This is a genomic window from Flavobacterium ardleyense, assembly GCF_033547075.1.
GTDB classification, from domain to species: Bacteria; Bacteroidota; Bacteroidia; order Flavobacteriales; family Flavobacteriaceae; genus Flavobacterium; species Flavobacterium ardleyense_A.
Window position 1 is genome coordinate 763153 of record NZ_CP137891.1, and the last position, 12139, is coordinate 775291.

Genomic DNA, 12139 nt, shown 5'->3' on the forward strand with positions numbered 1-12139 from the left:
CTATTGCAGGGAAGTGTTGGTTTAATAGAAAATATATAAAGTGGCAGAAAAGAAATTATTTGTAGAAGTTAAAGATCACACAGTTTCTAAAGAAAGTTTTAGACTCTATCACGACGAAGAATTGGATCTTTTAATTACAGAGCCAAGGCCTTCACTAGATACTCTTGAAAAATATTACCAAAGCGAAGACTATATTTCTCATACTGATTCTAAGAGAACAGTCTTTGAAAAAGTGTATCATTTAGTCAAATCTTTTTCTATTAATCAGAAGTTGTCTTTCTTAGAAAAGGTGCATCCTTCAAAAGGATTACTTTTAGATATAGGTGCTGGAACCGGAGAATTTTTGGCGAAAGCCGCAAAAAGGAATTGGAAAATTTTGGGTTACGAGCCAAATCAATTGGCGAAAGAAATTGCATTAGCAAAGGAAATTGATCTTTGCGCATCCTTATCAGAAATCGAAAGTAATTCAATTGATGTCATAACGATGTGGCACGTTCTAGAACATGTATATGATTATGATACGCAAATTATAGAACTAAAAAGGATTTTGAAAAAGGATGGATTGCTAATTATTGCCGTTCCAAATTTTAAATCATATGATGCCAACTATTACAAAAAATCTTGGGCTGCTTTTGACGCACCTAGACATTTATGGCATTTCTCAAAAACCTCAATTTCGAAAATATTTGGAAAACACCAAATAGAATTGACTGATATTCGACCAATGTATTTTGACTCTTTTTATGTGAGTTTGTTATCTGAAAAATACAAAAACGGAAAAATGAATGTACTCAAAGCAATACGAGTAGGATTGTTATCAAATATTAAGGGAATGAAGTCAGGGGAGTTTTCTTCACATATTTACGTCCTTAGAAATCTTAAAAAATTAAAATAAGGCGATTTCCCGTAGCTTTGAAGCTTTAAATATATTCTGATATCAAAAATTAAAGTTTTAAACGGAAATCATAGTTTAAATAAGTCGTTTTTTTAGGGAGATTTATAATGTTTTCAATTTTTGAAATTTGAAAACTTTATAAATTGATTAGAATAAATAAAATTCGGAAAATAGAAATAATTATTACTTTTACACAAAATTAGAAAAAAATGAAAAAAGGATTTGCATTATTTGTTTTGGCTTTGACAGTTGTGTCTTGCAATCAGAGTAACGAAGCTAAGGAATTGAAAACTGCTTATATCGATACGTCAAAATTATTACAAGAATATACCGAGTCAAAAGATATCGAAGCGAAGTACAAAGCGAAATCTCAAGAGATGGGTAAGGAGCTAGATGTTGAAGTTGCAAGATTTAAAACTGATGCTCAAAATTTCCAAAAAAACGCACAAGCAAATGGACAAGCTTGGGCGCAGCAAAAAGGAGCTGAACTTCAAAAACGAGAACAACAACTATCATATGCTCAACAAGCAATGTTGCAACAATTGCAGCAAGAAAGCGGGCAAGAGATGGATAGCCTTGTGGTAAATGTTCGTAAATTTATTAAGTCTTACGGAAAAGAAAAAGGATACGCTTATATTTATGGTACTGGCGAAGCTGCAACAGTTTTGTACGCAGAGGACAAATACGATATTACAAATGATGTTGTAAAACTTCTGAATGATAAATACAAGAAAGCTGAACCTGCGAAAGTTGAAGAGTCTAAAAAGGACGAAGCTGCCGTAGAAGCAAAGAAATAAATTGATGAACATCGATTTAAAACCTTCAGCCTTAAAAAGTTGAAGGTTTTTTTATTATATTTAGATTTAAATTTTACCTATATTTAATTCAAATTATGCAAGATTTCGCGCCTTCTGCTGAATATGTTTTAAAATTTATTAATCAAACCAATCGGTCCATATTTTTGACAGGGAAAGCCGGTACTGGAAAAACTACGCTTTTGCGGGAAATTATCAAAACCACACATAAAAATGCAATGGTGGTAGCGCCCACGGGGATTGCTGCTCTTAATGCGGGTGGCGTGACGATACATTCACTTTTTCAATTACCATTAGGTGGATTTATTCCTGTTAAAGATGAAATAGCATCGGTGTCTGAATACGTGAAATTTGAGTCGCACGATAGTTTGCGGAAGCATTTCTTTAAAATGAATAAAAGCCGCAGATCACTTTTTAGGAATTTAGAACTTCTAATCATTGACGAAGTAAGTATGCTTCGCGCCGATCTTCTTGATGCAATGGATTTTGTATTGCAATCAATCAGAAAAAATTCTCAAGTTTTTGGTGGGGTTCAAGTTTTATTTATCGGCGATCTTTTGCAATTACCTCCTGTGGTAAAAAATCAGGAGTGGGATGTTTTAAGAAAATATTACTCCGGAAAATTCTTTTTTCACGCGCACGCAGTTCAGAAGTATCCACCGCTTTATATAGAGCTCACGAAAATTTACAGACAGTCTGACGATACCTTTATTTCTATCTTAAATAACCTCAGAAATAATACCATTACAAAAGAAGATCTGCAATGTCTAAATCAATTCATAAATAAAGATTTTGATCTAAAAGCGAATAAAGGTTATATTACGCTGACTACCCATAATGCAAAAGCAGATAATTTAAATTCAGAATCTTTAGCTGAATTATCTGGAAAGAAACATGTATATCCCGCTGAGATTACCGGAGATTTTCCAGAGAAGATTTTTCCGCTTGAGCAAAATTTAGAACTCAAGGTTGGTGCGCAGGTTATGTTTGTAAAAAATGATTTATCACCAGAAAAGCGCTTTTTTAATGGTAAGACGGGAATTGTAAAATTCTTGAATGATAGCGAAATGCTAATAGAGTTTCCGGAAGAGGGAAGGACAATTGAGGTAGAGAAATACGAGTGGAAAAATATTCGCTATACCGTAAATGAAAGTACTAAGGAAATTGAAGAGGAATTGTTTGGAACATTTGTTCAATATCCGGTAAAGCTGGCTTGGGCGATAACCGTTCATAAAAGCCAAGGTTTAACTTTTGACAAAGCAGCGCTCGATGTATCGGATGTTTTTATGCCAGGCCAGGCATATGTGGCATTATCTCGTTTAAGATCGTTAAATGGGCTTGTTTTGCTTTCAGAGCTTAGGATGAATGGTATTTCTAATGATCTTGATGTTATGAAGTATGCGGACAATAAAGCGGATGAAGAATCATTAGGAAATCTGCTACAGAGCGAAACGATGGCTTTTGTGCACACATTTATGATTCAGGCGTTCAATTTCAAGCAAGTAGGTCAAGAATGGCGCAATCACGTTTACAGTTATAAGCAAGATTCAGAAAGATCAGAGAAGTCAAAACATTATATCTGGGCAAAAACGCAGTTGGATAGTATCGATAAAATTTTGGATGCATCCGAAAAATTTCAAACTCAACTTAATCGTTTATTCCTTTCGGGTGAAGCAGATGTGCCTTTTATATCGAGTAGGATAGAAGCTGCATTTGGATATTTCTTTGCTCCGATGGACACGATAGTTTACAATTTATTATATAAAATTCAGCAGGTGAAAAACGTCAAGAAAGTTAAAGCATTTTATGACGAGCTGGCTAATTTGGAAGAAATACAGACTAAGTCCGTACTGCAATTATTTAGAGCTCAAAACATGATTTATGCATTGGTTAATGGTCAGCCCATATCAAAAGAAACTTTGACGTCAGAGGAAATTAGATCCTACATATTCAAAAAGAAGGAAAAGATTAAGGCTGAGTTTAATACCAATCATCCCGGATTTTTGGAAGAGTCTGATTTTAATCAATATGAAGTAAAGAAAAAGTCGGGTACTTCGGCTCCCAAAAAATCTACAGTACAGGAAACGTACGAAATGTGGCAAGCAAAAAAATCTGTTGAAGAAATAGCCGCAGAACGAAAATTAACACCTCAAACAATTTATACACACTTGAGCAAACTCGTGCAAACAGGAGTAGTGCAACTCACAGATGTATTGGCAGAAGATAAAATTAAGGAATTAGCTGCAGCGTTCCACGGATACTCTGAGGAATCACTTGGACCATTAAAAGAAAAGTACGGCGAAAAATTTAGCTACCACGAATTGAGACTTTTTAAAGCAACCTTAAATTAAGACAGCCAGAAAACTCCTAAAACAGCTAGTATAAAATAAATTGTTACAGTACGAGCTCCTTCATAATCTTTTGCTAGGCGTTGCGCAAACAACATAAAGAGTAGGGTTACGCAGGAAAAAACTGCGCCATAAAATCCAAAGGTTCGAACATTATTTGCCGCAAGCTGAATAGCACCGGCAGCACAAAGTATTCCTGAAATCAATTCTAAAATTAAAAGAATCATTAAAGAAATTGGAACCATTTTTCGGATAAAAGTTTGAGAAAAATGACCGGTTAAGTACTCAACATTCCCCTTCCAATCAGTGACTTTGTCATATCCGGATTGTATAAAAGTTATTGCCAAAAATATTAAAACAAGGATTGAGGCTATATTCATTAGACTTACTTTTTATGAATTAATCTAGTTAACTTAATGGACATATCTGTTAGAATCATCTTTGCGTTTCCGTTGCGCTCAATATGATACATCGCGTCAGATAACTCTGTAAATATATCTTGAATATTGTTACCGTGAACAAAGGGAGCGAAATTCTCTAATTTAAATTTATCAATTTTGGGTTCCATGTATACAAGTTCTGTGGTTTGATAATTTAACAACAACGCTTGTCTAAAGAGCTCAATGCAGTAATTAAGAAACTTTTTTTGGGTTTCACGACCTAAAGCAGCAATTGTTTCGCTCCAAGTAATGAGTTCCAAAATTGATGATGCATTTCCTTTTGCCCGAAAGGCAGCACGCACCCACTGCACAAACCATTGTTCAAACTGAATTTCTTCTTCGTTGGACTGCGTGAGTTTTAAGGCACGATTGTAATTTCCCTGCGCTTGATGTGCAATTTTCATTGCAGCGTGAATTTCCAAACCTTTTTTCTTTTGAAGTTTTGCGGCAATTACTTCTGGAGCAATTGATCCAAAGTGCAATACTTGGCATCGAGATCTAATTGTCGAGATGATGTCGCCTTCATTTTCGGTGATTAATATAAAAATTGTTTTTACTGGCGGCTCTTCGATTATCTTAAGCAGTTTGTTGGCTGCATCAGCATTCATTCGATCTGCCATCCAAATAATCATCACTTTATGTCCACCTTCGTAAGCCTTGAGGGAAAGTAATTTGAGAATGTTTTGAGCTTCATTAACTCGGATAGTTCCCTGCTTATTTCCAACCCCCAGCGCAGAATGCCAGTCAAAAAGATTAGAATACATGTCACCTTTGAGCATCTCGCGCCACTCTGTAACGAAATCACTACAAAGTACCGGTTTACCGTCTGGACCTGTCACGGTAGGATATACAAAGTGCAAATCTGGGTGAACGAGGTTTTCGAATTTTAGATTGCAGCTAGAATTGCCTTCGCTATTTTCATTGGAAGTATTTCCGCATAAAATATATTGCGCATAGGCAATTGCCATAGGTAAAGTTCCACTTCCTTCGGGTCCAACAAAGAGCTGTGCATGTGGAATTCTCCCCTCATTTGCGGTTTGTATTAAATGACTTTTGATAGCCTCTTGGCCTAAAATTTCAGAAAATTGCATATGCAAATATAAGTTAAAATGGCAAAATTGCACCGCTAGATAATCAAAGACGATTTTGCTGAGAGATAGCAATTTTAATTCCTGAATATCAATTGATAAGACAAAATATCTTGTGAGGGTTTTTTTAGCCCCGATTGCAGCGGCATCCTCTTTATGGTTGCGCGAAGCAGCAACTATGAAGAGATACAGCGGAAAGCGGGATAAAGCTCCAAAAAAAAAGCATAATTCGACCGAAGACGATTCTTAGAAAGCGTTTTTATAAATTTTGTATCTTGGCAGCCGAATTTAAAAACACACAAAAGCGATGAAAACACTTAAAGATTATAATCTAGAAGGGAAAAAAGTATTAGTGAGAGTTGACTTTAATGTACCTCTTGACGATGATTTGAAAGTGATTGATGACAGTCGAATTGAAGGTGCAAAGCCGACGATTGATTATATAATTGAACATGGCGGGACGGTAATATTGATGTCGCACCTAGGCCGACCTAAAAATAAAGAGGATAAATTTTCTTTGAAACACATCGTTACAGCTGTAGAAAAAGTTGTTGGAAAAGAAGTAAAATTTGTTGCAGATTCAATTGGATCTGAAGTTGAAAAGGCGGTTTCTGAACTGAAAAAAGGCGAAATATTACTTTTGGAAAATTTGAGATATTATAAAGAAGAGGAAGCGGGCGACAAGGATTTTGCAAAATCACTTGCTTCTCTTGGCGATTTTTATGTGAACGATGCCTTTGGTACTGCGCATAGAGCTCATGCATCGACAGCGATTATTGCAGATTATTTTCCAAAGGATAAAGCTTTTGGATTGCTGCTTGCCAAGGAGATCGAAAGTATTGAAAAAGTTTTGAAAGACAACAAAAAGCCAGTGACAGCAGTACTTGGCGGAAGCAAAGTGTCTTCTAAAATTACGGTTATCGAAAATATTTTGGACAAAATTGACCATATGATTATTGGTGGCGGAATGACATTTACCTTTATCAAAGCGCTTGGTGGCAAGATTGGAAATTCTCTTTGTGAGGATGATAAATTGGATTTGGCTTTAGAAATTTTGGCTGCAGCCAAAAAGAAAAACGTTCAGGTTCACCTTCCAATTGACGTAGTTATTGCAGATTCTTTTAGCAATGACGCTACTACCAAGACTGTTCTTGTAGGAGAAATCCCAGAAGGATGGCAAGGTCTTGATGCTGGCGAAAAGTCACTAGCGGAAATTAAAACAGTGATTTTAGAATCTAAAACAATTCTTTGGAACGGACCTCTGGGCGTTTTTGAAATGGAAAATTTCTCGAATGGAACTAAGGAATTAGGTAAATATATTGCCGAAGCCACTGCAAACGGCGCATTTTCTCTAGTGGGAGGAGGAGATTCTGTTGCAGCGGTAAAAGAATTTAAATTTGAAGATAAAGTAAGCTACGTTTCTACAGGTGGTGGGGCGATGCTAGAAATGCTAGAAGGAAAATCACTTCCGGGAATTGATGCAATCTTAAAATAATGATTTTAAATTATACTAAATAGGTTAAATTTCAGTTATATAATTTGTTATTTATATTATATGATTGTTATGTTTGCATTTCATACAATTGAGATTAAAGCAATTAACCTACAACGAACGAACGAATAAAAGGTTTTTTAAACAAGAATTTTACTGAAGTAAAAAACATCTAAAAACGTACAAATGAAGATTAAGCATTCCCCACTAGTTCTTTTATCATTATTTTCCTTTGGTGCCTTTGCACAAGAATCTGTCATAGATGTTGCAAAAGATGCAGAAATGCTCAAGAAGGAAATCCCAATGTCTTACCTTGATTCTATAAGATCTACCTTAGTTTATGACGATATGACTGCCTGTATTGACAGTTTATGGCTCAAAGAACTTACAAATCTTGATATATACAATGATATCTCTACAGATATTGCGAAAATAGATCTTGATGAAGCAGTAGATTATGAGTTGTCTACTGAATTATTGAAAGAGCGCCTTGCAATCATGGATGCGCGTTCTCCTTTCAATATTGAGTACAACCAAGGATTAGAAAATATTATTAAGTCTTTCCTGAAAAACAGAAAGAAATCTTTTGAGCGCCTGATGGCAATTTCTGAATATTATTTCCCAATGTTTGAAGAGGCGCTGGCCAAGAAAAACGTTCCGTTGGAAATTAAATATTTGGCGGTTGTAGAATCTGCTCTTAATCCAAAGGCTGTTTCGCACATGGGAGCAACAGGTCTTTGGCAGTTTATGTATCAGACTGGAAAACAATACAATTTAAATATCGATTCGTATGTTGATGAGAGAAGCGATCCGCTTAAAGCAAGTAATGCTGCTGCTCAATATATGACCAATATGTATAAAATATTTGGAGATTGGGATCTAGTTTTAGCATCTTATAATGCTGGTCCAGGAAACGTTGCCAAAGCGATTAGACGGTCTGGAGGTCAACAAAACTATTGGAACATTCGTAAAAATCTTCCAAAGGAAACGCAAGGATATGTACCAGCTTTCTTAGCGACAATGTACATTTACGAATTCCATAAAGAACACGGTATTGTTCCGAACAGAGCATTGGTAAAAAGTTTTGAAACCGATACTGTGATGATCAAAAATCACATAACTTTCAAACAACTTGCAGAAGTTCTAGACGTACCAGTTTCTCAATTACAGTTACTAAATCCTTCTTATAAGCTTGATGTTGTTCCTTTTTATGCAAATAAAAATCATTACATCAGAATGCCACGAGAAAAGGTAGCTTTATTTACCGCAAATGAAGAAGCTGTTTATGCTTACGCAAATCATGTCAAGAATCTTCGTGAAAAACCAAATTCTCAGCAGCAATACGCTTCTGTAACTACGCGAAATGACAGATCGACGATCACTCGGACTAAGATGCATAAAATAAGGAGAGGAGAGTCTTTGGGCTTAATTTCTGAAAAATACGGAGTATCTGTCTCCAACCTTAAAAAATGGAATGGATTAAGATCTAATGTAATTAATGCAGGAGGATCTCTAAAAATTGTAAGCACAGAAACAGTTGCTGTTAAAGCACAACCCGAGGCAATCGCTAAGAAAACTGAAGCAGTCGCTGCAAAAGCGTCTCTCAAAGAAGTTGTAGCGGAAGATGATGATACAAAATACTACACCGTGAAAAAAGGCGAAAGTCTTTATGCTGTTGCAAAAAAGCATAATGTAACAGTGGATCAAATAAAAGATTGGAATAAATTTGGTGGAGATAACTTAGTGGCTGGAATAAAAATTATCGTTGACAAAAAAGTTGAAGAAAGCGATAATACTGCTATTGCGGATGTTGCAGAAGAGAATGTAATAATCGATCCTACAAATTATAATCTAAAATATCACGTCGTAAAAAAGGGTGAATTCTTAGGGATTATAGCAAAACAAAACAATTTAAGCTTAGCTGAGCTAAAAGAAATGAACTCGCTTGAAAGCAATACCGTGAATGCCGGAACAAGAATTATAATAGCAAAAACTGCGATTGATAAAAGTGGTTTATCTCAAAAAACAAAGAATCAAAACACTCAGATTGCGGCAAAAGAAAAGCAAAATCAGAAATCATATTATGTTCAAAAAGGTGATTCACTTTTTAGTATAGCAAAGAAACATCCAGGAGTTACAATTTCAGATCTAAAACAATGGAATGGAATTGGAAGCAACGGAAATATTAAACCTGGAATGAAACTTAAAATTCAGGGATAATCAAAGAAATCTTCTTTAAATTTGGACTTTATTCATATATTATGAACAAAGTCCATTTTTTTTTGGCTTTCATTGTACTGCTAACTTCTTGTAATCAGAAGCCTGTTGGAAAGAAAATTTCTACTGGTGAACTGAACCATATTGCAATAATCATTGATGATCAGTTGTGGAATGGTGAGATAGGAGATAATGTACGCACAAAATTCGCCGCTCCAGTTATCGGCTTGGCGCAAGAAGAACCTATTTTCTCTATCAATCAGTATCCTGCTAAATTGCTGGAAGGCTACATGACGCATAGTAGAAATATTATGGTAATCAAAAAAAGCACAAAAAATTCTTACAAGGTTCGAAAAGACGAATACGCCATTCCGCAAAATACAGTGTATATAGGCGGTACTTCGGTAGCTGAAATTCTTGATATCCTAAACAATAACGCTGCAGAAATAATTAAACTTTTTCAGGAGACTGATATAAAGCTAAGTCAGCAGGTTAACGATAGTTCACTTCTAAATAAAAGTAGATTACGAGACCGCTTTAATATTTCGTTGGATGTTCCTACGGGCTATAAATATGCGATGGACGAAAATAATTTTGTTTGGTTGAAAAAGGATAATATTAGTGGTAATCAGAGCATTTTGATTTATCAAGTTCCACAGACTTGCTTGAAGCGCAATAGCAATCCAATTGATAATATCATTAAGATGCGTGATTCTATTGGCGAATTATATATTCACGGCACTGTCGCAGAGAGTAGGATGATAACCGAGCAAGGTTTTGCACCCTACTTAACTATGACTACACTTGATGGTAGAAAAACCTACCATACCAAAGGAACTTGGGAGCTCAAGAATGATTTTATGGCTGGGCCTTTTATAAATTATGCAGTAGAAGACACTGTAAATAAGCGTTTGATTATTATAGAAGGTTTCTGTTATGCGCCGTCCAAAAATAAACGAGACTTGGTGTTTGAACTTCGCGCTATTATCGAAACATTTAAATTTTTGAAATGAAAGACTCTTTAAACTGGCAAATAATGCGTTTTAACGAGCTTTCGTTGGAACAACTATATCAAATTATGGCTTTGCGTAGCGAGGTCTTTGTAGTGGAGCAAAACTGCATCTATCAAGATTTAGATAACAAAGATCAAGATGCTCTTCACGTTTGCGGCTTTTACAAAGGTAAATTAGTGGCGTATTGCAGAATCTTTCGGCCAGGATATTATTTTGAAGATGCTGCAATCGGGCGTGTAATAGTTGCAAAAGAATGCAGAAGTTTTAAAATAGGTCATGTTTTAATGCAAAAATCTATTGCCACGGTTTTGGAACTATTTGATACTTCCTCAATAATGATTTCGGCTCAGGTATATTTACTAAAATTTTATCAATCACACGGCTTCTTGGTGGTTGGTGAAGAGTATTTAGAAGATGGAATCCCACATGTGCAAATGAAGCGATAAATGTATCAAGGGTTTTATTATACAGACTTCACCATGATTCGCTTAGCACTCTCAGAAGCGCAAACCAGTCCCGCTGCCATCATAATTACATCTTTCAAAACCAATCTTCCTGCTCCCGATAGGTAAGGAAATCCGTGTTGCGGAGTTGGAAAATCGCCACCTAGATTAGGTACATAAACTTCCGGTGTAGTGATCAAAAAAGTAAGAGTAACTAACGACATTAAAAAGGTAAGAATACCACCTATTAAACCTATTTTGTCATTCCAAATTCCAAAAAAGGTCAAAAAACCAATTATTACAATTGCTGCACCTAATCCGTAGGCAAAAACATAAGTGCCATTTTTTTGATGCCAATTGATATTTGCTTGAACTGTTTTTCCTTCCGGATTTTTATAATCTTTGTACTCAGGTGCATTTTTACTATAGAAAAATGACATTAAAGGGCTGTTGGCTACAAAAGGTACAATGCCGTCCGCCTCGTACTGGTAAACTTTTAATCCACCAATCCACAGCATTACAATTAAAATCGAAATTCGGGTAAGATTAATAAAATAGGATTGACTATTTGCTAGAAATTGGATAAAAATATTCATGAGTTTATTAAATAGTATTTTTTTTAATCAATTATTAATTAATTCAGTTAATATTAGAATCTGCAAATATACCTATTCCTTATTGTTTCGATTTTGTATTTAAGGTAACGCTAACATCTACTAATCTGCGCTAAGGATTTTTGAGAAGCTGAATTTACTAGAGAAAATTTAAAAGTAAATAAGGAAGTTACAAAGACAATATAGTAGGCATTGCGTTTCTCGGCTTGCAGAAATGGCGAACTTCGTGACCGAATTTTTTCGGCTATGATAAAATTTCTTGCGGAAAACGTGAATTTACCACATATTTCGCCATTTATGCAAAGCGATGTTACAGGCTGTTTGTATTTGTCGAAATAACGAATTCAACCGCAAACTTTTCGAGTTTTTGTTGACAAATTTCAATTTTCACATTATTTTTTAATGATTTCCAAAGTAAGAAATACTGGTTCTGTTGTCATCTTAAAAATCACTGATTTAAAGACAATTCCATACAATATTTAAAAAGACATCTCCAAATATTAGAGATGCTAAAATTGCTAATATAAAAGCAATAGAAAAGGCTTTGAGTGTTTGGTTTTTCAAAAGAAGATTTGATTTATATAAAATCAGTTTTATAATTATACCACCGAAAATAGTGTATATTGAAATACACATAAAAGCCCATATAAAATATGCAATATTAAAAATTGATATAATTCCATCTTGTCCTTCAGCATAACAATTGAAAGCAAATATAAAAATGAAATAGAGTGCTATATTTGTTTTTTTAATCATTTAAATTTTTAAGTATCG

11 protein-coding genes are annotated in these 12139 nt (G+C 34.9%); 7 read left to right on the forward strand and 4 right to left on the reverse strand.

Annotated elements, in window-relative coordinates; translation table 11 throughout:
• The first annotated feature begins 40 nt into the window (after positions 1-40).
• The 3 genes from SBO79_RS03375 (at position 41) to SBO79_RS03385 (ending at position 4061) form a co-directional block, all read left to right on the forward strand.
• Entirely contained in the window at positions 41-895 is an 855-nt protein-coding gene (locus SBO79_RS03375) for a class I SAM-dependent methyltransferase (protein ID WP_318641806.1), read from the forward strand.
• A 209-nt stretch (positions 896-1104) separates the two neighbouring features.
• Entirely contained in the window at positions 1105-1692 is a 588-nt protein-coding gene (locus SBO79_RS03380; RefSeq protein ID WP_318641807.1) for an OmpH/Skp family outer membrane protein, read from the forward strand.
• 95 nt (positions 1693-1787) lie between these two features.
• Positions 1788-4061, forward strand: coding sequence for a helix-turn-helix domain-containing protein (locus SBO79_RS03385; protein WP_318641808.1), 2274 nt, complete (start codon positions 1788-1790; stop codon positions 4059-4061).
• On the opposite strand, the gene SBO79_RS03390 is transcribed toward SBO79_RS03385, so the two are convergent.
• Positions 4058-4438: a DoxX family protein gene (locus SBO79_RS03390; protein ID WP_318641809.1), complete on the reverse strand. Its 381-nt coding sequence runs from the start codon at positions 4436-4438 to the stop codon at positions 4058-4060. The two genes, SBO79_RS03385 and SBO79_RS03390, sit on opposite strands and share 4 nt — an antisense overlap.
• Before the next feature lie 5 nt (positions 4439-4443).
• Positions 4444-5589, reverse strand: coding sequence for a DNA polymerase III subunit (locus tag SBO79_RS03395; RefSeq protein WP_318641810.1), 1146 nt, complete (start codon positions 5587-5589; stop codon positions 4444-4446).
• Between the two features lie 304 nt (positions 5590-5893).
• On the opposite strand from SBO79_RS03395, the gene SBO79_RS03400 reads away from it, so the two are divergent.
• The 4 genes from SBO79_RS03400 (at position 5894) to SBO79_RS03415 (ending at position 10754) form a co-directional block, all read left to right on the forward strand.
• Positions 5894-7081 carry a phosphoglycerate kinase gene (locus tag SBO79_RS03400; RefSeq protein ID WP_318641811.1) on the forward strand — a complete coding sequence of 396 codons (1188 nt, stop codon included), beginning with the start codon at positions 5894-5896 and terminating at the stop codon, positions 7079-7081.
• 183 nt (positions 7082-7264) lie between these two features.
• On the forward strand, positions 7265-9298 hold the full coding sequence (locus SBO79_RS03405) for a LysM peptidoglycan-binding domain-containing protein (protein WP_318641812.1): 2034 nt from the start codon (positions 7265-7267) through the stop codon (positions 9296-9298).
• 41 nt (positions 9299-9339) lie between these two features.
• Positions 9340-10308: a DUF4837 family protein gene (locus tag SBO79_RS03410; protein ID WP_318641813.1), complete on the forward strand. Its 969-nt coding sequence runs from the start codon at positions 9340-9342 to the stop codon at positions 10306-10308.
• Entirely contained in the window at positions 10305-10754 is a 450-nt protein-coding gene (locus SBO79_RS03415; protein ID WP_318641814.1) for a GNAT family N-acetyltransferase, read from the forward strand. Before SBO79_RS03410 ends, SBO79_RS03415 begins: the two co-directional genes overlap by 4 nt.
• Positions 10755-10771: 17 nt before the next feature.
• Here the strand turns inward: SBO79_RS03415 and SBO79_RS03420 are convergent, their stop codons facing one another.
• Together SBO79_RS03420 and SBO79_RS03425 are read right to left on the reverse strand one after the other, a co-directional pair.
• Entirely contained in the window at positions 10772-11347 is a 576-nt protein-coding gene (locus tag SBO79_RS03420) for a DUF417 family protein (protein WP_318641815.1), read from the reverse strand.
• 474 nt (positions 11348-11821) lie between these two features.
• Positions 11822-12121, reverse strand: a complete 300-nt coding sequence (locus tag SBO79_RS03425; protein ID WP_318641816.1) for a hypothetical protein — start codon at positions 12119-12121, stop codon at positions 11822-11824.
• Positions 12122-12139 lie beyond the last annotated feature (18 nt).

What these genes read in the sequence shown, in the direction of transcription:
- SBO79_RS03380 (WP_318641807.1), top strand. Translation starts at nt 1,105, where the DNA reads ATGAAAAAAGGATTTGCATTATTTGTTTTGGCTTTGACAGTTGTGTCT.
- SBO79_RS03395 (WP_318641810.1), bottom strand. Translation starts at nt 5,589, where the DNA reads ATGCAATTTTCTGAAATTTTAGGCCAAGAGGCTATCAAAAGTCATTTA.
- SBO79_RS03425 (WP_318641816.1), bottom strand. Translation starts at nt 12,121, where the DNA reads ATGATTAAAAAAACAAATATAGCACTCTATTTCATTTTTATATTTGCT.
- SBO79_RS03400 (WP_318641811.1), top strand. Translation starts at nt 5,894, where the DNA reads ATGAAAACACTTAAAGATTATAATCTAGAAGGGAAAAAAGTATTAGTG.
- SBO79_RS03390 (WP_318641809.1), bottom strand. Translation starts at nt 4,438, where the DNA reads ATGAATATAGCCTCAATCCTTGTTTTAATATTTTTGGCAATAACTTTT.
- SBO79_RS03420 (WP_318641815.1), bottom strand. Translation starts at nt 11,347, where the DNA reads ATGAATATTTTTATCCAATTTCTAGCAAATAGTCAATCCTATTTTATT.
- SBO79_RS03410 (WP_318641813.1), top strand. Translation starts at nt 9,340, where the DNA reads ATGAACAAAGTCCATTTTTTTTTGGCTTTCATTGTACTGCTAACTTCT.
- SBO79_RS03405 (WP_318641812.1), top strand. Translation starts at nt 7,265, where the DNA reads ATGAAGATTAAGCATTCCCCACTAGTTCTTTTATCATTATTTTCCTTT.
- SBO79_RS03415 (WP_318641814.1), top strand. Translation starts at nt 10,305, where the DNA reads ATGAAAGACTCTTTAAACTGGCAAATAATGCGTTTTAACGAGCTTTCG.
- SBO79_RS03385 (WP_318641808.1), top strand. Translation starts at nt 1,788, where the DNA reads ATGCAAGATTTCGCGCCTTCTGCTGAATATGTTTTAAAATTTATTAAT.